We start from the raw sequence: 22,617 nt of genomic DNA, 5'->3' as shown, positions 1-22,617 counted from the left end.
AATATCTGATATTTTTAAAAATATCAACTTCTAATAGTTAGCCGGAAATGAAAGCGCCCAAGCAACGGCCTGGGCGTGTTTTTCAATTGTGTTGGCAGAGCCTTAGAGAGTGACCCAGTCCCCTCCAGACTGGTGAGAGCGCACGGAGGCATCAATGAATCGGACACCGTCTGCGCCTTGATTGACACTGGGATAGGTCAGCCAATCGGCCGGAATCGCGACGCCATCCCGGCGCGCGGCTACGGCCATGGCAAATTCCGTATAGAGGTTGGCCCAGGCTTCGATAATCCCTTCGGGGAAGCCGCGCGCGGTACGGATCAGACGTTCTGCGCCGGGGCCGATGCCATGCCCGTGACCTCGGCTTATGATATTATCCGGTTCACCAAACCGATTGAACTTCAGCTGCTCCGAATTCTCTAAATCCCACTCGAGGCCGCCTTCGCTCCCAAATATCCGCAACCTCAACCCACCCCGATTTCCCGGGGCAAGGCGTGTTGCCATCAAGGTTCCCGGAATTTCATTTTGGTAGCGGGTGAACATGAACACCGTGTCTTCCAAAGGCTTTGGCGCGCCGCAAACATGGAACTCGGCCCTCAGGTCGGTCAAGGGCAGACCCGAGACAAAGCTGGCGAGATGCGCGGCATGGGTGCCGATATCGCCGACACAGCTGGTTGGACCAGAAATCTTTGGGTCCAGCCGCCATTTGACGTGGGGCGCATCAGCAACATCATCAGGCGTCATCCAGTCTTGCATGAACTCGACGTGGATTTGGTTGATTTTACCGATGCCGCCTTCCGCCACGATTTGTTTGGCCTGACGGATTACTGGAAAACACGACATCGCATAGCCGACAGCAAAGATGTGTCCCGTGCGCGCGGTAATCTCCTCAAGCCCCTCGGCCTCGTCGACTTCGTTGGTCAGCGGCTTGTCGCACAGCACGTCAATACCCGCCTCCAGAAACGCTTTGGCCGCTTCGAAATGAACGTGGTTCGGGGTAGTGATCATTACGGCATCCACGCCATCCAGGCGCGCCGCCTCGGCCTTTGCCATCTCGGCGAATGACGCATAGCACCGGTCGGCCGGCAGAAACCACTCGACCCCACGCGCCTTGCTGCGCGCAGCGTTAGAACTGAGCGCGCCAGCGACGACCTCCCACAGGTCGGTCATCCGCGCAGCCGTTGCTTGCGTGACGGAGATCCGTCCTCCGCCAACAACACCCAGCCGCAAACGGCGAGACAACCGAGGGAAAGGGCGGTCGAAGTTCAGGTCTTGGGGTAAAAGTCTCTCAGCCATTCTGAATCTCCATTTCCGAGACCCGTACGCCTTTCGGCAGCATTTCCACCGCCATGAAAATGCTGGGGGTAATCGTCTCGTATTGATGCCAAGGATAGTTGCCTTCGGCGTCATACATCGGTTTGTGCGTCGTGCCAGGGGCCATGAATTCTTCGAGGTAAAGGGTTTCAACATCCCGCTCACGGCATTGCTGCATTTTGCCAAAGCCTACGATTTGCGTATGCACTTCGCGAAACCCCGGTACCGGGCAGAACGGATGATCCTTGTGCAATCCGACATTCAATGGGACCGAACCTGAATGGTACATGGTCAGTCCAACGTTACCCACGAAGACCTTTGGCGACATGTAGTGGCTGACACCGCGCAGACGCTCCTCTTGGCGAACATCAAATGCAGATGGCCATGTATCTTTCACCCATGCGAACAACTCGTTCTCATCGGCATGGGCGTCGAACCCGTGGACAATTACTGCGCGTTCCACACCTTTGAGTGAGCTATCTTGCACGATAACAGAGGAAAGCGGTGCAATGGTCTGATCCTCGACAGAGAGATTTCGCCCCCCAAGGTTAAGGACGATGGCGCGACCCTCGATAGAAATTCTGTCTTCACTGGTGATGTGCTGGACGCGAAAGAATGGCTGGGCAAAGTCGAGTGTCTCAATCGGCATGAACCAACTCCTTCCTCTCATTCAATAGGAAATCGACCGGCAGAGGTTCCGGAACCGCGCAACGGCTTTCTATCGTCTGATAGGCGCCAAATTTCGGTGCCCGTTCGATCGCGTCCATGACCTCGAAAACGTGGTAGGCGAGCGCTCCACTTGCACGGGGTTGGCGTCCATCTTGCGCCGCCAGGGCCAGATCCAAAAGGCCGAGACCACGGCTGTCCTCATTGAACCCATGTTTGTTGTCGACCACCTGCCAGCCTTCGCGACCGGTTGGGCGCGGCTGATGAGACCAGCGCGAGGTCTCCCGCGTTTTCAGCCAGACATCCCCTTGAAAGATATTGGCACCATGAACCGGGTCAGGGTCTGGGATGCTGATGGTGCCGTTTTCACCGTAGATCTCGAACCGCGGAGTTTCGCTGTCCCAGATGTCGAAGCTCATGGTCATCGACCCTATAGCGCCGGAAGAGAACTGCAGCAGGCTTAGAGAGTGCGTGTCGACCTCGACATCTATCCATTCGCCGCTGCGAGGGCCGTTTTCGATCATCCGCTGGTCAAATGTCCGCCGCGCCATTCCGGCGACACGGTCAATTGGTCCAAGACAGCAGATCATGGCGGTCAGGTAGTATGGCCCAAGGTCCAGCAAGGGCCCGCCACCGGCCTGGTAGTAGAAATCCGGGTTGGGATGGTGGCGTTCTGTCCCGTGGGTACCAACATGGGCAAAAACCCCTGTCGGTTTGCCAATGGCACCCTCGTCGATCAAGCGCCGAACGGTTTGCCAACGACCGCCCAGAAACGTGTCGGGGGCGCAACCGACCAGTAGCCCCTTTTCAGAGGCCATGTGCAGAATCGCCTTGCCATCCGTTCGGTTCATGACCAGTGGCTTTTCGGAATAAACGTGCTTGCCCGCCTCCAACGCACGCAAGCTGATTTCGGCATGCGCCGCCGGAATTGTCAGATTCAGAACGCAGTCAATCGTCGGATCGTCAATCACTTCATCTGGCGTGCAGGCCTTGGCGATGCCGTATTGATCCGCTTTGGCTCGGCTTTCCAAAGGGTCGAGGCTTGCACAAGCCACTACCTTGACGTTTGAGAATTTGGATAGTGTTTTTAGATAGATATCGCTGATACGACCACAGCCGATAAGGCCGACCCGGAAGGATTTCGATGTCTCACGTGTCATCATTCCTGTCTTCGTAGAGGGGTAAGTAATTCGGGGGCATCGGCCCTTTGTTGCGGCCACCCTGGTTCATCTGTTCCCAAGCGTGGGCGAGTATTCCGACCGAGCGGGACAGGCAGAACAGCCCTCGCGACAAGGGCGCAGGAAAGCCAAGTTCGCAGAAGATCACAGCTGTCGCGCCGTCAATATTCATGGCAATTGGCCGACCGCCGCGTTGACGACCGAGTTCGGCTTGAACCTCTTCTCCGATATCGGCAAACCGGCCAGAAACTGTGCCTTCTGCCGCCGCATCTCGAACAAGTTGCATCAATCGGGGTGCGCGTGGATCGACAGGTTTGTGAAACCTGTGACCAAAGCCCGATACGATTTTGCCGTAGGTCTCGCGCCAATTGCCCAAGCCATCCCGAACAGCGTCATTCAGCGAAGCTCCCGCTTCCATGCGGATTGCGATATCATAGTACAGCTCTGCACACTGCTCTCCTGCCCCGCCGTGCACGTCGCCCAGCATGTTCACCGCAGTCGCCATCGCATTATTGAGACCTACCCCGCAGGTGGCAGCCATACGCGCAGCCGCGATCGAGGGGGCCTGCGGACCGTGATCCACGCCTGCGACCAAAGCAGCCTCGAACAGGCGCGCCTGTGCGTCGCTCGGCAGATCGCCCCGCACCATCAGCCAGATCATCTGCGGGAAAGATACGTTCCCGATCAGGTCCTCTATGGCGTTGCCACGAAAAGCGATCTGACCGGGCTTCATGTCGATGATGGAGGTACGCCACCATTGGCGGATAGCTTGCTCGTCGTTTGTCATACCGTTGCACCTCTAAACTCGCGCATGCGCTGCTGACGAAGTGAATCGAAAACGCTTTGAAGACGACTGATTGAGGCGGTGCAGCCGGTGAAGATTTCAAAAGACGCTGCAGCCTGATGAACTGCCATTCCAGCACCATTCATCACTTTTAACCCAGTTGTGCGGGCGCTTCTCAGAAGGTGTGTCTCGAGCGGGAAATATACTATATCTGCCACCCAAGCATCCGGCCGCAACAATGATGGATCAATCACCGACCCGGGGTACTTATCCATCCCGAGCGGTGTTGCATTGACCACTCCGTCCACAAATTTGACCCGTTCCAACGAAATCGAGGGGGAACCCTGAAGCTTTGCACAAGGGCGCAAGACCTTTAGTCGACTGACCAGCGCCTGCGCTCGGTGGAAGTCAGGATCGATGATCTCCAGGTTTCGAACACCTGAATCAAGCAAAGCCAAAGAGACTGCACTGCCCGCGCCTCCAGCACCAAACATGAGGACCGTTTCAGTCTTCGATGATCCCAAAAAATCTCCGAAGGCACTGTGGAAACCTATGTAGTCGGTGTTGTGGCCAACCATTCGGTCGTCACAATAAACCACCGCGTTTACAGCTTGAAGCTCCTCAGCGGTTTTGGAAAGCTCATCGAGATGATCAATGACTGATGCTTTGTAGGGGTGTGTCACGTTGACCGCCGCACAGCCTAATTCAACTGAATAATGCAATAAATCAGCGACCGACATTCCACGAAATGGCTCTTTTGCCGTGTCGATCCTACCGTAGCTCAGATCGATACCCTGCGCCCGGCCCTCCGCCTCGTGCATCTCAGGCGTCATGGAGCCAGAAATCCCTTGTCCGATTAGTGCGGCCTTCATATTAGGTTGTTCCTTCTGCCACGTGGTGTCGCGTTTGCGCCGCTAATCGAAACGCAGCGTTACGCGCGCCAAAGCCGGCGTAACCAGTTCGGCGCTCAACAATTTCAAAGAAAAAGCCGTTAAAGATGGGGCGACTGTAGATCTGAAAATACTCGGCACCCGCCGCCTGGTCGTAGAGTATGTTATCCCTGCGCATTTGGGCGATCAGGTCTTCACTTAACCCGAATGTCGCTTGCAGATCAGCGTAGTAGTTTTCTGGGATGGACAGACTGGGAAAGCCGGACTTCCGCAATTGGGCCGAGGTTTCAAATATGTCGTCCGACTGGAAGGCGATGTGCTGAACACCGGCGCCAAAACCGTCTTCAAGGAATGAAGCCGCCAGTGTTCGACGCCCAACTGCTCCATTCAGGTTTAATCGCACTTCGCCCTCGGGGCTTTCGATGGCTTGGCTTTGCACAACACCCGACGGGTCGGCAACGTTCACGATCGGGGATTTTGCCATCTCAAAAGTCGAAATGTAATAGAGCAGCCAGCTTTGCATCTCATCGTTACGCATCGTCTGTGCCAGATGGTCGATGCGGCGCAGACCGGCGGGCTGGGTCGCTTTGGTCTTGGCGACTGGCTCGAACTCGATGTCCCAAACCCGATGCAGATCGGATTTCTCATCTATGAAATGGACAACATTGCCACCAACACCTCGGATGGCCGGGATGTCCAGTTCCCCGGTCCCTACCGGCTGTGAGAAATTCGGCGCGCCCAACGCGGTCGCTCGCTGAACCGTCTGATCCGCATCTTTGACACGCAACCCCATATCACAAACGGAGGGGCCGTGACCCAGAAACGCCGAATGGGCAAATCCTTCCTTTTCGGTATTCACGACGATGTTTATCGCGCCCTGCCGCCATAGCTCGACGGACTTGCTTACGTGTTTTCGCTCCATTCGAAAACACATTGCTGACAGCATATCTGCCAGCTGCGCACCGCTTGTTTCGTCGGCTGTGAATTCGACGAATTCGAAGCCTGACGCATAGACGCGTTCCGGCAGGTCCGGGATGCCGAAATCGGTTCCCGGCTCGGTCCGGGATACCTCATCCAGGAGGTTCACCAGCGACCTGTAGCTGTCTCGGGCCAGTGTTCGGCCACCGGGTTGAGGAGCTGCTTCGTTGACACGTGCAACTGACCAAGGCCCTTTGTATCTGGCGCGGGCAAGCACGCGCACAAAGCCCGCAAGGTTCAGCGACCCAAGCCCCGGCAGAAGCCCAAAGTGCCGCTTGAGCCGACGTATATCCATCTCAAGCCGGGGTGCATCGGACAGTTGCACATGGAACAGCCGATCGCCGGGAATGTCCCGAAGGCGGGCTGGTTTGGACCCGTCGGCAAGCGAGAAGAAGGAATTCAAGGCCAACCCAAAATGAGGGCTGTCAATTGCTTCGACGACGCGTAACGCCTGCTCATCCGAGTGAATAAGATCCGACCATGGCAAGCCCATATAGGCCAGACGCATCCCCATTTCTTTAGCGATTTGGGCCGCCTCGCCAAGATCTGCGATTACCTGTTCTTCGGTCGCGGCGACATCGACCTCGAAGGCAGATCCGATAAGCAGCAATTCCGTTCCCAACTCGCTCATCAGGTCGAGTTTGCGCTTCAGTCGATCAAAGGCGCGCTCACGTCCGGCATCGGGCTGGCCTTCAAGGTTATGGAAGGGTTGTAGCAGGCAAATCTTCAGGCCGAAGTCCGATGCAATTTCGCGGACTTGCGATGGCGATCCGTCAAAAGCGGTCAAATCCGGTTCGTGTAATTCGACACCCCCGAATCCCGCGTCAGCGATAGCACTCAGCTTTTCAGCCAGATCACCGGGGATCGACGTTGTCGAAACCGAGAGGCACATTATCCCTGATATCCAAACATACGCGGCAACCACAGGACCAGATCCGGCATCAGCATCATGATCACCAAGGCGAAGATGAGAACCGCGAGGAAGGCCCAGATTTCCGAGATGATTTCGCGCAGCGGAATGTCCGTCACAGCGTTGATCACAAAGAGTAGAATGCCATAGGGAGGCGTGATCAGACCGATCATCGAGTTCACGACGACCAGAACTCCGAAATGCACAAGATCAATCCCGAGCGCTTCGCAGGTCGGAATGAAAAGGGGAACAATCACCAGGATTATCGTTGTTGCGTCTAAAACGCATCCCAGCGCGAGGATCAGCAGGTTTACGAGGATCAGGAACACAATCGGGCTGACATCAGAACCCTCCAGCAGCGCCGAGATAGACTGCGGTATTTGCTCCTGAATAACGATGAAGTTCAGAATGAACGCGCCCCCAATAACCACCCCGACGGCTGCGGAAGAGCGCGCGCTGTCGACGAAGACCTGATAAAGGCCACGGAAGGTCAGCGCGCGGTAGAACAACGCTGCCAGAAGCAGGGCGTAGAATGCAGCGACTGCGGCGGCTTCGGTCGGAGTGGTGACGCCGCCATATATGCCGTACAGCAGGATTGCGGGCATTAGCAGTGCCGGGAACGCGTTGGCGGTTTTAGCCGGCAACTCGCGCAGCGGAACAGGTTCTTCCAATGCAAAGTTCCGCTTTCCGGCCAGATAGTAGTTCATCGCCATAAGAACGACGCCCATGATCAGGCCCGGAAGAATACCGGCCAAGAACAGCGACCCGATGGAGGCTTTTGACACCAGCGCGTACAAAACCATCGGGATCGAGGGCGGAATGATCGGACCGATTGTGGCCGACGCCGCCGTAATTGCGGCTGCGTAGCCTCGGCTGTAGCGGCCATCCTTGGTCATCATCTCAATGATGATCTTGCCGATCCCGGCAGCATCCGCGACGGCCGAACCGGACATGCCGGAGAAAATCAACGACGCAACCACGTTGACGTGCCCGAGGCCGCCCTTGAAACGACCGACAGCTGCAACGCAGAAGTTCAGCAGACGGTCCGTGATCGAACCGGCGTTCATGATATTCGCGGCGACAATGAACAAAGGCACGGCAAGCAGGATCGTGCTTTTGTAGAAGCCTTGCAGGATCTTCTCACCTGCGAGGGCGACGTCCAGTCCGGCCATGCCCAAGTACACTAATGAGGCCAAGAGGATGGAATAGCCGATAGGTGTCCCGATGCCTGCCAGAAGAAAGAGAGCGAGCAGGCAGGAAAGAAGTTCAAAACTCATTTCTTAACTTCCTCGTCCTCTTCGACGTCGACACGGGGATGGTCGTCAACCACGTTGTACCCAACGACCAGTTCCAACTCTGTCTTTGGCGGGCCATTGCGCATGACGTCGAAGAATAGCCACGCGTAGCGCGCTGCGACGACCAGCATGAATACCGCGTAAATCGAGAATACTGTGCGCAGCGGTATCTTCTCACCGGAGAACGGGTTGCGGACAGTCGATGTCTTGCGGATTTTCATCCAGTCGATGTAGTCCCACGTCGGAAGGAAGCTGTAGAGCATTCCGACCACGATCGCTGCGGCCGCCAGCATCGCAAAGACCTGCCGCACGCGCATCGGCACGGAAAGGTAGATGATGTCGAACTTCACGTGATCCCGTTCGCGCACGATGAAGGCGCAGCTAAAAAAGATCACCCAGACCCACAGAATGCCGATGAGTTCAAGCGTCCATCCGGCGGGGGTAAAGAAGTAGCGCAAGAGTATTTGCAATAGAAAGATCAAGAAGATTGCCGCCAGCATCCCGCCGGCAATCGCTTCGGTCAGTCGGGAGAACCCCTTCATAAAGGCTTTCATTATGGTTCTCCCTCCCTTGTCTTGCCGGGCTCAGTTACCCAGAGCGTTGATCTGATCCAGAACGCCTTCGGGCCATGAGCCTGCGAACTCGCTTTCCAGATACATAGACTGTACCTGATCGCGGAACGCAGCGAGATCGGGTTCATAGATCTCCATCCCCTGCTCTTTCAGGAAACTGACAAGATCCTCTTCTTTCTGAAGCTGCTTCTGACGGCCTGATTCAGCTGCTGCGTCCGCAGCTTCCTGAACCTTGGCTTGCTGTTCCGGTGTCAGCCCGTCCCAAACCTCTTTGCCGATAGCGATATAGTTCAAGTCGACCAAGTGCGATGTCAGGATGATCTGATTGGTCACTTCGTAGAATTTGGCATCAACCACGGTTGGCAATGGGTTGTCCTGACCGTCAACGGCACCGGTCGACAGAGCTGTGTAAACCTCTGAGAACGCCATTGGTGTCGGGGCAGCACCCAGCGCTTTGCCAAGGAACTGCCACGCATCTGTGCCCGGCATCCGCAGGTTCACACCCTCCAGATCAGCCGGGGTGCTGACAGTCAGTTCCTCCTTGGGTTGGCGCAGGTTCACCTGACGACGGCCCAGATACATGACCGACAGCAGTTTGACGCCCAGTTCTTCTTCGGCCTTTTGCTTAAAGGCATCCATCAAGGGATCGTTGAAGACAGCCACCTGATGCGCGGCGTCCTGGTGGACATAGCCTGCTGTAAAGATCGAAAACTCGGGGAAGAACTGTGCCAGTTCCTGCGCCGAGGTGATCGACATTTCCAGGTTGCCCCGGCTGATGGCGTCCAACTCGGTGCCTTGGGCGAAGATTGTGCCGTTATAGCTGGGCTCATACGTCGCAAATTCAGCGACCATGGGTGCGAAAACCTCGGCCATTGCGACCGAGCGCTGATCGGTCTCCGATCCTGATGTTGCGAGCCGCAGTTGCACTTTGTCTTCCGCCAGCGCACCACTTGTTGCGCTAAACAGAACACCGGTTGCGACCAAGGCTGACACAGCAGCCCGGCGAGTAAGTTTGGTAATCACTTTGCTCCTCCCTGAGACATCATGATGCTTCTTTTTTGCGATTCAGAGTTTTGACCTATTTTGGACATTTTGCAAGATTTTTTACAAAATATCTGATATTTTATATTGCTGTCATATCTACCATTGGTGTTTTTTGTGAGTTTTTGATCCTGACCGTCTCACCTGTTCTGCAGGAATTCTGAATAGCTTCAATAACTTGAAGCGTTCTGAAACCCTCCCATCCAGACACAATCGGTTCTGCTTCGTGTCGAGCTACTTCAACAAAGTGCCTAAGCTGATTGACCAGAGGGTCAGACGCACCCTTTTTCAGCGCGGTTGATGAGATTGGCGTCCACCAGTCCCTTTGCTCACCCTGGTAACTCCACAATCGAAGATCGGGAACGGACAACGAACCATGAGAGCCACCTATCATGTAGCTACTCTCAGTGGTCGACGGATAGATTGGATATTCCTGAGACGTCATCTCCCAGCTCCATGGAGCAACGATGCTGTCGGACACACTTATGGTCCCGATCGCCCCGCTTTCAAACGTCAACAGCGCGCCGGCGACATCTTCGTTGTCGTAACCCCGCTGCGATGAAGCCGACTGAGCCTGAACGGTCACGACTTCTCCGGCCAGGTACCGCAGCAGATCCACATCGTGGACAAGATTGACCGAGATGGGCCCTGCACCGGGTTTCTTTCTCCAGGGCGCAGCATCAAAATACTCGTCTGGCTTATAGAACCAGCAATTCGCATGGACAGCGCGCACATCTCCAATCTTCCCATCGACAATGGCTTCCTTAGCCGACCGGATCAGAGGATTGTGTCGACGATGATGTCCGACCATCAGTGGCACATTGGCCTTCTCCGCTGCTTGAACAAGCTCAAGTGCAGCGGTGGCTTCCACGGCGATCGGCTTTTCGACAAGAACAGGACAACCATGTCGAACACACGTGAGGCCTTGTTCGACATGAAGCGTGGTCGGGGTCGCCAGAACAGCTCCGTCTGGCGTCTGATTTGCAAACATTTCCTCGAGGGTTTCGTAACATGCAACCGCATGCTCAACGGCGTAAGCACGGCCTTCATCGCTGGGGTCGACCACCGCGACGAGATCAACATGGCGCAACGCTCGGATAGCATCTGCGTGGCGGCGTCCAACAAGGCCGATGCCGACAATGGCAATGCGAAAGTTCTTAGACACTTTGCTTCCTTCCGGAGGGTCCGGAAAATCCCGAAACCGATGATTGCGATCGGGCTGCTTTGCCCAACTTGGCTACGACCGTATTGGGGTTTTCGCGATTCCGCAATAATGTATGATATTTTTATTTTTACCATACATCAGTTTGGATTGCTGATGTCTCTGAAAAATGCTAATTGAACGAGGAAACTGATAATATCGGGTGAAACGCATGGCGAAACAGCCGTCTACGATAGGTGCAAGTACCTATCAGCGCATCAAGCGGGACATCATCTTCGGGGAGTTGCAGCCCGGCTCCAAACTGAAGCTGGACGCCTTGAAGGAACGCTACTCGGCAAGCCTTTCGACACTTCGTGAAACGCTGAACAGGCTCGCCAGCGACGGATTTGTCGAAGCTCCTGAGCAACGGGGGTTCCTGGTTACACCGGTCTCCCGTGAAGACCTGATCGAGATATCAGAGCTGCGTGTCCTGTTGGAATGCCATGCGTTGGAGTTATCCATCGAGAATGGTGACACGGATTGGGAGGGGAACCTCGTCGCCGCGCATCATAAGCTGCATTTGATGGAGCAACGGCTTCTCAAAGGAGATGACTCTGAGAAAGAAACCTGGAAGAGGTACGACTCGGAGTTTCATCAAGCAATGATAGCAGCCTGCAACTCCAAGAATCTTCTATCCCTTCACTCAATCATCTATGACAAATATCTTCGTTACCAGATGCTCGTACTGACCTATCGAGGTGAGGTAGCAGCCAAAGAACACAAACACATGTTCGATGCCGCATTGGCCAGAGACGCGAATATGGCCAAGAAGTTGTTGGAAGATCACATCCGAAATGGCCTCGCCCACACGTTGGAGGCTATGTAGGCCATTCCGCCGTGCCGCAATTGCGGCGGCCTCCAACTCGGAGCAACGCGGTGAAGTCCAATATCTTTTGATCGAATTCGCCAGTCAGGGTACCGCTACGACAATTGACCTTTCAGCTTACCCCTCGAAGGTCGCGGCACCCGTATTTTACAGAGTGTTAATGTGTGGGGTTTGTGTCCAAGACGGACCTCCGCTACCACTAAAATCAATCACTTGCATCAAGGTTGAGCCAGCCCGTCGCTCCGGACCATGATTCCAGGGGGCAAATTGCGTCACAAAATTGCGCCGGAATCCGTCAACTCGGGCGAACGGCCGTAATGCGCGCCCCTACAGATCAAGCTTCTGACACCCCCAACGGTATCCGATCCGAACGACCAAAACTCACTGCTGAGCGAAAACACGCCGCGCTTGTAGCAGCATTCCGCCACGTCAACCACGGCTCTCTTTTTGAAACTCATGAGATGCTTTAAGTCGAGCGGGGCATTTGGGCAGGGCAGAAAAATGAAACTCAGCGCATTAGAAGTTTTTTGTATTGTACTCGCAAGCGTCGTGGCCGGCGCTGGATTTGTTGGAGCAGCGAGCGCATTGATTTCGGGTATTTGAAACACCTGAACAGCAGGCTTTCCCTGAATTGAGGGAAGTCAGACCGCCCAATTGCGCACGAAGCGTATTGGCGGGGACCGTTCGCTCCTGCAGCCGCGCGGCTGGCTGGGCACTGCTGTGACAGCGAAAGAACGTTTGGCTTATCGCGACACGTTTCGATGAACAGCAGAGAGCTATCCGGGATCCACGAACGCCGCGCCCCGAAGCCCTTTAACAAATCGCGCAGTCGCTTTTGCAACTCCCGGCTGGATTTTTTTGCGAAATTTGGCATTCTGTAGCCCCATGCTATCATTGAGGGTCTCTCGTGCTGCCATCCGAACGTTATGCAATCATTCTCGAAGAAGTTTCGCGCCAGCCTGCGGTTTCTATTCGTTCTCTGACTGAACGGCTTGGCGTATCACGGGAAACCGTGCGCAAGGATATCGAGCAGTTGGCCCAGGAAAACAAGCTCAACCAGGTGCGTGGCGGGGCAACCAGAGTGCACAGGCATGAACCTCCTATGACTGACCGCACCCAAACCAACCGTGCGGGCAAGGAGCGTATTGGAGCCTATGTCGCCAGCGCGATCCCGGACGGGGCCAGCGTGATCATTGACAATGGGTCGACGACACTTGCCGCAGCTCAGGCTCTGGCGGCCACCCGCCGTGAATTAACGATATACACCAATGACTTAACAGTTGCCTCGGTTCTGACGCCTGCAGCGGCAGAGATCACATTGCTGGGCGGACGGCTGGATTTTTCCGAGAATGCGACAATGGGTCTGGATACGCTGGAACACCTTTCCAGATACAACGCGGAATACGCGCTGGTCGGGGTTGGCGGGATCAGCGCGCGGGCCTTGCTCACCTATTTCTCGCTGGAAGGCGCCAACTTGCGCCACATGATGATGGAACGGGCACAGCACCCTTTCCTTTTGGCGGACAGCAGCAAGTTCGGGGTGGTTGGACAGATCGCCATGAAAGCTTTGCCCTTTGACGTGACCCTTGTTGTTGACGGTGAACTGCCCAAGGACATTTCCGAAGCGCTGGAAACCCAACCAATGGACATTGTGCGGGTATAACGCAAAGAAAAGAAAATATTTGCCAACTTTTGCAAACTACCGATAAGGTGAGTGCAGATCCGATTCCTTCTGCACGGAGCAAGGCAATGGCCAGCACCCAACTTCCGCACAGCGCGCAAACTGTCATTGTGGGGGGCGGTATTGTTGGCTGCTCGGTCGCGTATCACCTGACGAAGATGGGGCATCGTGATGTGGTGCTGTTGGAACAGGGACAGCTGAGCTGCGGCACCACCTGGCACGCGGCGGGTCTGGTTGGTCAGTTGCGCAGCCAGCCTGCAATGACCAATCTGATCCGCTATTCGACCGAACTGTATTCTCAGCTTGAGGCGGAGACCGGGCTGGCCACAGGCTGGATGGAATGTGGTTCCGTTACCGTGGCACGCACGGAGGACCGTATGACAATGCTGCTGCGCACGGCGGCCGCAGCCCGCGCGCAGGGGGTCGAGGTACAGGTCATCACCCCGCAGGAGGCGCAGGATAAATGGCCTGTGATGCAGGTGGATGACGTCAAGGGTGGGCTGTGGATGCCCGGCGACGGCAAGGCCAACCCGACCGATCTGACACAGTCACTGGCCAAGGGCGCGCGCATGGGCGGCGCCAAAGTCATAGAAGGCATCAAGGTTACCGATATTCTGACCAAAGACGGGGCAGTCAGCGGTGTCGTGACCGACCATGGTACCATCGAAGCCGAGATTGTGGTGAACTGCGGCGGTCAGTGGGCGCGCCAACTGGGCAAAATGTGCGGCGTCAACGTACCGCTACATTCGGCCGAGCATATGTACATCGTGACCGAACAGATCGAAGGCGTGAAGCCTGGCCTGCCGGTGCTGCGCGACCCGGACGGCTATATCTATTTCAAAGAGGAAACCGGCGGTCTGGTGATGGGCGGGTTCGAACCCGAAGCCAAGCCATGGGCAATGGACGGCATCCCCGACAAGTTCTTCTTCCAGCTTCTGCCCGATGATTGGGACCAGTTTGAAATCCTGCTGGAAAACGCGCTGATCCGGGTTCCGCAGATGGCCGACGCCGGCGTGCGCAAATTCTATAACGGGCCTGAAAGCTTCACCCCCGACAACAACTACCTTCTGGGCGAGGCGCCCGAACTGAGGAACTTTTTTGTGGGGGCCGGGTTCAACTCGATGGGAATTGCCAGCGCCGGTGGGGCTGGGCGTGCTTTGGCTGAATGGATTGTTGAGGGGGCTCCGACTTCGGATTTGTTTGCTGTCGATATCCGGCGGTTCGCAAACTTCAACAACAACCCGACGTGGCTGCACGATCGGGTCAAGGAAACGCTGGGGCTTCACTATGCCATGCCCTGGCCCAATCGCGAGCTGGACACCCCGCGCCCGTTCCGCCGCTCGGCCCTTTACGACCGCTTGGCGGCAAAAAATGCTGTGTTCGGATCAAAGATGGGCTGGGAGCGGGTGAATTTCTTTGCACCAGAAGGCGAGACACCCAGGATTCAATACAGTTTTGGCCGCCAGAACTGGCATGACGCAGTTGCGGCCGAACACAAGAACACCCGCGAGGGCGTGTCGATCTTCGATCAAAGCTCGTTCGCGAAGCTGCTGGTTCAGGGCCGGGATGCCTGTGTACAGTTGAACCGCATTTGCGCGGCAAATGTCGACGTCCCGATCGGAGGCACGGTCTACACCGGTCTGCTGAATGAACGCGGCGGGTACGAATCCGACCTGACAGTGCTGCGCCTGAAAGAGCAGGAGTTCCTTCTGATCACCGGCTCGGCCCAGGCGGTGCATGATGCGGACTGGATTCGCAAGAATTTCGACGCGGATGCCCACGTGTTCCTGACCGATGTCACGGCCGCCTGGTCGGTTCTGGCGGTCATGGGGCCGAAAGCCCGCGCGGCTCTGAAAAAACTGACCAAGGCCGATCTGTCCAACGCGGCCTTCCCGTTTGCCACCCATCAGGAAATCGATCTGGGCTATGCCACGGTTCTGGCCAACCGCATGACCTATGTGGGTGAACTGGGATGGGAACTGGTGGTGCCGGTCGAATTCACCGTTGGCGTATACGAGGATCTGATGCGCGCCGGGGCGGAGTTCGGCATCCGCGATGCGGGATACTACGCGCTGGAAGGGCTGCGCCTGGAAAAGGGTTTCCGCGCCTGGAGCCGAGAGTTGACGCCCGATATCACACCGTTGCAGGCAGGGTTGAGTTTTGCGGTCGATCTCGAAAAGCCCGGCGGCTTTATCGGGAAAGACGCGCTGCTGGCGGCAAAAGAGGACCCCGATCACCTGAAAACACGCATCGTGCAACTGGTGCTTGATGATGGCTCGGCACAACTGTGGGGTGGTGAGGCCGTGTTGTATGACGGGGTCGAAATCGGCGAGGTCCGCTCAGCCGCTTATGGCCATACGCTGGGCGCGGCCGTTGCACTTTGCCAATTGGACGCGCCCCGCCCGGTAACGGCCGATTTTATCCGCGACGGGACCATTGAAATCGACCTTGCCGGAATCCGGTTGTCGGCAACAGCCTATATGCGAGCCCCGTACGATACCACTGGCGAGCGGCCGAAGATGGACGGCTAGTCTTGGATGACACTCTGCCGAAATGAACCTGGATGAAACACCGTTCGGTTATCGGGCCCGAAGCGAACCAAACCTCCAAATTCGGTTTTCTGCGTTGCGATAGTTTGCCATTGGACCAGCTTGTCCTTGACGAACAGACCTCCGGTTCGGTTCTGTCGGTCGCGTGCCACGCACTTGCGCCGGCAAACCAAACGCGCGCGCGTATCAGCGCATTGAGGTCGGAGTTCTGATGCACGCCAACAAACCAAACCATTCCTTCGGCTCGCAATGACAACCTCGGCGCTTCTTATCGTTTTGACCGCTGCCTTTTTGCATGCGCTCTGGAATGCGGTTGTCAAAGGGGCGCCCGACAAAGCAATCGTTTTGGGTCTGGTGTCGCTTGGCCACGCAATCCCTGCGCTGTTTGCGTTGCCGTTCTTCGGGTTGCCGGTTTGGGCGGCTTTTCCCTTTATCGTTGGCTCGACCCTGATCCACTGGGGGTATTACTGGTTTCTGAACACCGCATATAAACATGGCGACCTGTCGATGGTTTACCCCATCTCTCGCGGGATCACGCCTATTCTGGTCGCGATGGGCGCAATTTTGTTTGCAGGAGAGCTTCTTTCGACGGTCGCATGGATCGGCATACTCTGCATCTCGGCAGGTATCGGGTGCCTGTCCCTTGCCGGGTTGGGCAGACAAACGAACTGGATCGCCATAGCGGCAGCCCTTGGCACGGGCCTGATGATTGCGTCCTATTCGATTGTCGACGGTGTCGGCATTCGGCTGTCCGAGAACGCATTGGGATACATCGCGGCCTTGTTCGTCGCCGAAATTATTGTTGCTGGGTTCATCTTCACAACACGATGGCAGCGCCTTGTGGCACTGCCCAGACGCTTTGTCTGGGCAGGTCTGGCGGGCGGCGTCATTTCCGGCCTGGCCTACGGACTGGTGCTGTATGCCAAGACGATTGCACCTTTGGGCGTGGTGTCGGCAATCAGAGAAAGTTCCGTGATCTTTGCGTCGATAATTGGCGTCATGTGGTTTGGCGAAGGGCCCAAATCCAACAGGCTTCTTGCAGCGACAATCGTGGCGCTCGGCATCTTGGTTTTGGCGATGGCGAGATGACGAAATCTGAGGGCAGATTTCGGACGCAGAACCCGGAAACACGCATGAAAGAAGTACTGATCTTCATCACAAATCCCGGCGAGATGCCGGACCACCGCAGGAACAATACCGAGCCCGCCTGTGTTCAGGCTCTGGTCCGCGCAGGGGATGACACTGCTGGACGGCACCAAAAGTATGCAAAATAAGCGGCTTCAAACGGTTAGGCCCTGCCGCTCCGTTGCCGGAATTGATCGCAACCGTCGGCAATCCATAGCTGCTTTTCCATAGGATGCGCTTATGATGTTGAAGATATAATCGATTTTTCTTGAAGTTTTTATCTGTCAAACTGTTGATACAAATCTGAATAGAACGCCGCGCAAGAATGGCGAACCCGTCAAGAAATCACCAACAGAGGATAACAATGAAACACACGACATCATTTCTTGCCGCTCTGGCCGTCAGCGCAATGACCGCGACGGTTGCGGCATCGGAAACAGAATTGACAGTGTACACCGCCGTCGAGGCGGAAGATCTGGCCCGCTATGCCGAGACGTTCAACCAAAGCAACCCTGACATCAAGATCAACTGGGTTCGCGACTCGACCGGGATCATCACCGCCAAACTGCTGGCTGAGCGGGACAACCCCCAGGCAGACGTCGTATGGGGGCTTGCGGCCACGTCGCTGCTGCTTCTCAAATCGGAAGGCATGCTGGAACCCTACGCGCCCGCCGGCGTCGAGAATCTGGATCCCAAGTTTGTCGATGGTGACAATCCACCCGCATGGGTTGGCATGGATGCCTGGGTTGCATCCGTCTGCTACAACACGGTCGAGGCCGAAAAGGCCGGGCTGAAGCCACCCACCTCGTGGAAAGACCTCACTGACCCGATGTACAAGGATCAGGTTATCATGCCGAACCCGAACTCGTCAGGCACCGGGTTCCTTGACGTTTCAAGCTGGCTGCAAATGTTCGGTGAAGAAGGCGGCTGGGAGTACATGGACGCGCTGCACGAAAATATTGCGCGCTATACGCATTCAGGGTCCAAACCCTGCAAGCTGGCGGCAGCTGGCGAAATCCCGATCGGTATCTCGTTTGCCTTCCGCGGCGCCAAGTCCAAGGCGGATGGCGCGCCTCTTGAGATTATCGTCCCGTCCGAAGGCGTAGGCTGGGACATGGAAGCCACCGCAATTGTCGCCGGAACGGCAAATCTGGAAGCGGCTCAGAAACTGGTTGATTTCACAGTCACCAAGGAAGCCAACGAAATGTACAACACCGGCTATGCGGTTGTGGCCTACCCCGGCATCGCAAAACCGGTTGAGCACTTCCCAGAGGGTCTTCTGGATGCCATGATTGACAATGATTTTGAGTTTGCCGCGAATAATCGTGCGGCAATCCTGAAGGAATGGCAGTCTCGCTATGACGGAAAGTCGGAAGCGAAATAAACACGATAGCAGGAGAGGTGCTTTTGCTTCTCCTGCGCGCCCTTCTCTTTTTCCCAAAAACGTGACCTGCGCACCTGGCAATGCCCAGCCCGGATCAGCCATGCCCGAGGTGCAGATGTGAGGACCTCTCCCGTGCTTCAGAAAACACCTCCCGGTGAACTGTATCTCAGCATCCAGAACTTGTGGAAGGCGTTCGGCAGCTTTCTCGCTCTCAAGGATATTTCGCTGGAAATCAACGATGGCGAATTCGTTTGTTTTCTGGGCCCGTCGGGTTGCGGGAAAACGACCCTGCTCCGCGCTATCGCCGGTCTGGATTTGCAGACCAAGGGGACAGTCATGCAGGACGGCAAGGACGTGTCCAACCTGCCCCCGTCCGAGCGTGATTTCGGGATCGTGTTTCAGTCCTATGCGCTGTTTCCGAACCTCACCATTGAAAAGAACATTGCCTTCGGCCTGGAAAACTCGGGCCACAGCAAATCTGAAATCGCTGTACGTGTGAATGAGTTGCTTAATCTCGTCGGCCTGCCGGATCAGGGCAAAAAATATCCGGCACAGTTGTCGGGTGGGCAGCAGCAAAGGATTGCCCTGGCCCGTGCCATCGCAACCAAGCCCGGCCTGCTGCTTCTGGACGAGCCCCTCTCGGCGCTTGATGCAAAAGTACGCGTCCATTTGCGACATGAAATCAAAGAGTTACAGCGCAAGCTAGGCGTGACCACCGTGATGGTGACGCATGACCAGGAAGAGGCCTTGGCCATGGCGGACCGGATCGTGGTCATGAACCATGGCGTGATTGAACAGGTGGGATCGCCCACCGAGATATACCGCCATCCAAGGAACTTGTTTGTCGCCGATTTCATTGGCGAGATGAACCAGCTGTCGGCAGTTGCCGGTGACCCTCAGACGATAGAACTGGGCGGGTCCGTGCTGAAATGCACGCGGCATTCGCATCAGAAAGGAAGCCGCGTCATAGCTGCTGTCCGACCCGATGATGTCATTCCGCATGGCGAGGGCGCGCGGTCTCCCGGTGCGCCGGATACAATTACCACCCCGGAAAACGCCTTCGAAGTACAGATCACCGAGATGGAGTTCCTTGGTTCGTTCTGGCGGTGCCGCCTGAGCAATGAGCGGTTCGGCACTTCGGAGCTGATCGCGGATTTCTCGATCAATGCCGTACGTCGCCTTGAGCTGGAAGAAGGGCGGACGATGATGATCGAGCTTCCCGAAGACCGCCTGATGGCCTTTGACGTACCGGAGGCCGGGGCATGAGTACCGCTTCTACCAACAGTAACACTTTGCCCCCCGGCCCAATCATCAAACCCAAGCTCAGCCGCGACGACATCCTGATGCGCGGAAGCATGATGGTCATCGTGCTGTATCTGATCGTGACGCTGGCGCTTCCGCTATACACGATGCTCTCAAAGTCGTTTTCCACCTATCGGGTGGAACTGTCCCAATACGAGTTTCAGGTCAGCGATGACGCAGGGAGTTTTGATGGAACGATCCTGTCGGGCGATGCGCTGAACCGCGAAACCGGAGCATTTGCCGACACCGATCTTGTGACGGGTTCGGACGGGCGCTTGCCTGTTACAGGTTTCTTCCCGGATTTCAGTTTCCGCAGTCCGGTGATGTATCAGATCCGGAACACGACGGATACCGGGCGGTTCCTGGTCGGATCGACGCTGCAGGAAGGAACCGATTGGGTCGAGCTGGATTCCAATACCTTTCGGCGGGTTCAACTTCGGCCCGTCCAGTCCAGGGGGTTGGACAATTTTGTAAACTACTTCTCGACGCCCGCGCTGTTCAATTCGATCAAGAATTCGCTTTGGATTTCGGTTGTCAGCACGATCGTCACCGTGACGCTGGCCTTCTGGTTCGCCTACGCGCTCAATCGCAGCTGTATGCGTTTCAAAGGTGTCTTTCGCCTGATCGCAATGGCACCCATTCTGGTTCCTTCGCTGTTGCCGGGCATTGCACTGGTATATCTTTTCGGCAATCAGGGCATGATCAAGGAGCTGTTGTTCGGTGCCAGCATCTATGGCCCGATCGGCATTGTGATCGGATCGGTTTTCTTCACCTTCCCGCACGCTTTCCTGATCATCTCAACAGCGCTGGCGATTTCGGATGCGCGGCTCTACGAGGCCGCCGCAAGCCTGCGGTCGACCCCTTGGCGCACGTTCTGGACAGTCACCGTTCCGGGTGCCCGCTACGGCCTGATCTCTGCCGCCTTTGTTGTGTTCAATCTGGTAATCACCGATTTTGGCCTGCCCAAAGTCATCGGCGGGCAGTTCAACGTGCTTGCGGTGGACATCTACAAGCAGGTGATCGGCCAGCAGAACTTTGAGATGGGCGCGGTTGTGTCCGTGGTTCTGGTGATACCGGCGATCCTGGCTTTTGCGATCGACCGCATGGTTCAGTCCAAACAGGTGGCGTTGCTGTCGGCCCGGTCGGTGCCGTATCAGCCAACCCCGAACCCGAAAGCTGATCGCCTGTTTCTGGCCTATTGCAGCGCGGTCGGCCTGTTCATCGTTGGCCTTCTGGCAGTGTGCCAGTTCGCTGCCCTGATCAAGTTCTGGCCCTATGATCTGAGCCTGAGCCTGAGGAACTATCAGTTCGACAAGATGGATGGCGGCGGCTGGGGGTCTTATTTCAATTCGATCCGGCTGGCCCTGCTGACTGCAATCATTGGCACGGCGGTTGTGTTCTTCGGGGCCTACCTGGTTGAGAAATCACAAGGGTTCCGCACCGGCAGATCGATTTTTCAGATGTTCGCGATGTTGCCGATGGCCATTCCGGGCATGGTGCTGGGGCTGTCCTACATCTTTTTCTTCAATAACCCGTCAAACCCGCTGAACGGCATCTACGGCACAATGGCGATTTTGGTGATCTGTACGGTGACGCACTTCTACACCGTATCGCACCTGACGGCGGTGACGGCCCTTAAGCAAATGGACCGCGAGTTCGAATCCGTGTCAGCGTCGCTCAAGCAACCGACGATGAAGCTGTTTGCACGGGTGACGGTTCCGGTCTGCCTGCCAGCGGTTCTGGACATATCCATCTATCTGTTCGTCAACGCGATGACGACCGTGTCGGCGGTGGTGTTTCTGTACTCCCCCAAGACCACGCTCGCCTCAATCGCTGTCCTGAATATGGATGATGCCGGAGATATCGCACCGGCGGCGGCAATGGGGATGATGATCTTCTATACAAATGCCGCGGCCCGGATCATTCATCAGATAGCGTCCAAGGGCATTCTGAAACGCACTCAAGCCTGGCGAAGTCGCTAGCGGCCATTTTGACACCCTGCCCCGCCAATCAGCTATTGGCGGGGTTTTCATTCAAAGTCCGCTGCACGAACTCCATGAAGGCGCGGATGATCTTCACCTCGCGGCGTTGCGAAAGCGAAATGATGCTCTCGCCCATTTGCAGATTGATCCCCTGCAACTTGATCTGCCGCAGCCGGTCATCATGCCCGTATTCCGCCTGCGAAACAAAACCGATGCCGGCGCCGGAGGCCACAAGTTCCCGAATTGCTTCACGCCCTTCGGCAACGATCGCCGGTTTAAGCATGATCCCGTGCTTTTTGGCCTCATCTTCCAGTTTCTGGCGCGTTTTTGACCCGGTCTCGCGAAAGATAAGCGGCAGCTTTGACAACTCTTCCAGGGACAGGGTCGGTTTGGACGCCAAAAGCAAACCCTGGGCCGCAAAGGCAACGATCTCGGTGGATCCAAGGCTCAGAATTTCCATGTCCTTGCCCGGCGACAGGCTACCGACAACGCCGATCTCCGCATTATAGGACCGGAGTTCCTCCAGGATTTCCTCGGTATTGCCCGAGCGCACGGTGATTGTGACGTTCGGATTCTTCTTCTGAAAGGCCCCCAGAAATGCTGTCAGGTGGTGAGCTGAGTCGGCGATGATGCGCAACTCTCCATCAACCACGGCCTTGGTCTCGGAAAGGTAGTCCTCGATCTGATCTTCGATCTCGAAGTATTGTTTGGTGTATCTGTAAAGCTGCTCTCCTTCACGGGTCAGGGTCACACGTTTCCGTTCGCGCTGGAACAACAACAAATCGTGATCCTGTTCCAGCTTTCGCACCTGCTCGGAAATGGCCGGCTGTGTCAGATACAAGGCTTCTGCTGCACGCGAAAAACCACCGTGTTTAGCCACGAAATGAAAGGCTTTAAGCTGACTGTGCCGCATCGCGTATCCCCGTTTCCCATTACATAGGC

The 22,617-nt window shown here is 56.1% G+C and carries 19 protein-coding genes; 8 read left to right on the top strand and 11 right to left on the bottom strand.

The genetic code is table 11. The features are described from left to right. Nucleotides 1–102 precede the first annotated feature (102 nt). The 10 genes from ACR1XU_RS07085 to ACR1XU_RS07040 all read right to left on the bottom strand — a co-directional run bounded on the left by ACR1XU_RS07085 (nt 103) and on the right by ACR1XU_RS07040 (nt 10,790). Complete coding sequence (locus ACR1XU_RS07085; protein ID WP_480903782.1) at nt 103–1,293, bottom strand: Gfo/Idh/MocA family protein; 1,191 nt, start codon at nt 1,291–1,293, stop codon at nt 103–105. Continuing rightward, complete coding sequence (locus tag ACR1XU_RS07080; protein ID WP_170612089.1) at nt 1,286–1,960, bottom strand: hypothetical protein; 675 nt, start codon at nt 1,958–1,960, stop codon at nt 1,286–1,288. Before ACR1XU_RS07080 ends, ACR1XU_RS07085 begins: the two co-directional genes overlap by 8 nt. Continuing rightward, on the bottom strand, nt 1,950–3,137 hold the full coding sequence (locus tag ACR1XU_RS07075) for a Gfo/Idh/MocA family protein (protein ID WP_480915597.1): 1,188 nt from the start codon (nt 3,135–3,137) through the stop codon (nt 1,950–1,952). The genes ACR1XU_RS07080 and ACR1XU_RS07075 overlap by 11 nt, the downstream gene beginning before the upstream one ends. Next, entirely contained in the window at nt 3,127–3,942 is an 816-nt protein-coding gene (locus ACR1XU_RS07070; RefSeq protein ID WP_480490706.1) for a citryl-CoA lyase, read from the bottom strand. Before ACR1XU_RS07070 ends, ACR1XU_RS07075 begins: the two co-directional genes overlap by 11 nt. Continuing rightward, nucleotides 3,939–4,811: a shikimate dehydrogenase gene (locus ACR1XU_RS07065; RefSeq protein WP_480903788.1), complete on the bottom strand. Its 873-nt coding sequence runs from the start codon at nt 4,809–4,811 to the stop codon at nt 3,939–3,941. The genes ACR1XU_RS07070 and ACR1XU_RS07065 overlap by 4 nt, the downstream gene beginning before the upstream one ends. A 1-nt stretch (nt 4,812) precedes the next feature. Continuing rightward, nucleotides 4,813–6,699: a bifunctional sugar phosphate isomerase/epimerase/4-hydroxyphenylpyruvate dioxygenase family protein gene (locus ACR1XU_RS07060; RefSeq protein WP_480903791.1), complete on the bottom strand. Its 1,887-nt coding sequence runs from the start codon at nt 6,697–6,699 to the stop codon at nt 4,813–4,815. Next, on the bottom strand, nt 6,699–7,994 hold the full coding sequence (locus tag ACR1XU_RS07055) for a TRAP transporter large permease (RefSeq protein ID WP_170612097.1): 1,296 nt from the start codon (nt 7,992–7,994) through the stop codon (nt 6,699–6,701). The genes ACR1XU_RS07060 and ACR1XU_RS07055 overlap by 1 nt, the downstream gene beginning before the upstream one ends. Further along, entirely contained in the window at nt 7,991–8,566 is a 576-nt protein-coding gene (locus tag ACR1XU_RS07050) for a TRAP transporter small permease (protein ID WP_170429693.1), read from the bottom strand. The genes ACR1XU_RS07055 and ACR1XU_RS07050 overlap by 4 nt, the downstream gene beginning before the upstream one ends. Before the next feature lie 30 nt (nt 8,567–8,596). Next, nucleotides 8,597–9,607, bottom strand: coding sequence for a sialic acid TRAP transporter substrate-binding protein SiaP (locus ACR1XU_RS07045; protein WP_170612099.1), 1,011 nt, complete (start codon nt 9,605–9,607; stop codon nt 8,597–8,599). Between the two features lie 100 nt (nt 9,608–9,707). Beyond that, nucleotides 9,708–10,790 carry a Gfo/Idh/MocA family protein gene (locus ACR1XU_RS07040; RefSeq protein WP_480903794.1) on the bottom strand — a complete coding sequence of 361 codons (1,083 nt, stop codon included), beginning with the start codon at nt 10,788–10,790 and terminating at the stop codon, nt 9,708–9,710. Nucleotides 10,791–10,998: 208 nt separating this feature from the next. On the opposite strand from ACR1XU_RS07040, the gene ACR1XU_RS07035 reads away from it, so the two are divergent. The 8 genes from ACR1XU_RS07035 (at nt 10,999) to ACR1XU_RS07000 (ending at nt 21,675) form a co-directional block, all read left to right on the top strand. Further along, the gene (locus tag ACR1XU_RS07035; RefSeq protein ID WP_170612103.1) at nt 10,999–11,652 is read left to right on the top strand and encodes a GntR family transcriptional regulator; all 654 of its coding nucleotides are present in this window, start codon (nt 10,999–11,001) and stop codon (nt 11,650–11,652) included. Between the two features lie 907 nt (nt 11,653–12,559). Next, nucleotides 12,560–13,315, top strand: a complete 756-nt coding sequence (locus tag ACR1XU_RS07030; RefSeq protein ID WP_480903797.1) for a DeoR/GlpR family DNA-binding transcription regulator — start codon at nt 12,560–12,562, stop codon at nt 13,313–13,315. 86 nt (nt 13,316–13,401) lie between these two features. Continuing rightward, entirely contained in the window at nt 13,402–15,864 is a 2,463-nt protein-coding gene (locus tag ACR1XU_RS07025) for a GcvT family protein (protein WP_480903800.1), read from the top strand. Between the two features lie 267 nt (nt 15,865–16,131). Next, nucleotides 16,132–16,971: an EamA family transporter gene (locus tag ACR1XU_RS07020; protein ID WP_480903803.1), complete on the top strand. Its 840-nt coding sequence runs from the start codon at nt 16,132–16,134 to the stop codon at nt 16,969–16,971. A 44-nt stretch (nt 16,972–17,015) separates the two neighbouring features. After that, the gene (locus ACR1XU_RS07015; protein ID WP_480903806.1) at nt 17,016–17,156 is read left to right on the top strand and encodes a hypothetical protein; all 141 of its coding nucleotides are present in this window, start codon (nt 17,016–17,018) and stop codon (nt 17,154–17,156) included. Nucleotides 17,157–17,371: 215 nt separating this feature from the next. Next, complete coding sequence (locus ACR1XU_RS07010; RefSeq protein ID WP_170612111.1) at nt 17,372–18,391, top strand: putative 2-aminoethylphosphonate ABC transporter substrate-binding protein; 1,020 nt, start codon at nt 17,372–17,374, stop codon at nt 18,389–18,391. Nucleotides 18,392–18,523: 132 nt separating this feature from the next. Then, complete coding sequence (locus tag ACR1XU_RS07005) at nt 18,524–19,657, top strand: putative 2-aminoethylphosphonate ABC transporter ATP-binding protein (RefSeq protein WP_480903808.1); 1,134 nt, start codon at nt 18,524–18,526, stop codon at nt 19,655–19,657. Beyond that, complete coding sequence (locus tag ACR1XU_RS07000; protein ID WP_170681671.1) at nt 19,654–21,675, top strand: putative 2-aminoethylphosphonate ABC transporter permease subunit; 2,022 nt, start codon at nt 19,654–19,656, stop codon at nt 21,673–21,675. Before ACR1XU_RS07005 ends, ACR1XU_RS07000 begins: the two co-directional genes overlap by 4 nt. Nucleotides 21,676–21,703: 28 nt before the next feature. On the opposite strand, the gene ACR1XU_RS06995 is transcribed toward ACR1XU_RS07000, so the two are convergent. Next, a complete protein-coding gene (locus ACR1XU_RS06995; protein ID WP_480903811.1) occupies nt 21,704–22,588 on the bottom strand; it encodes a LysR substrate-binding domain-containing protein in 885 nt (294 codons plus the stop codon). Nucleotides 22,589–22,617 lie beyond the last annotated feature (29 nt).

This window comes from Ruegeria sp. D1(2025), from assembly GCF_056536425.1.
This window is presented reverse-complemented; position numbering and strand designations above follow the sequence as displayed.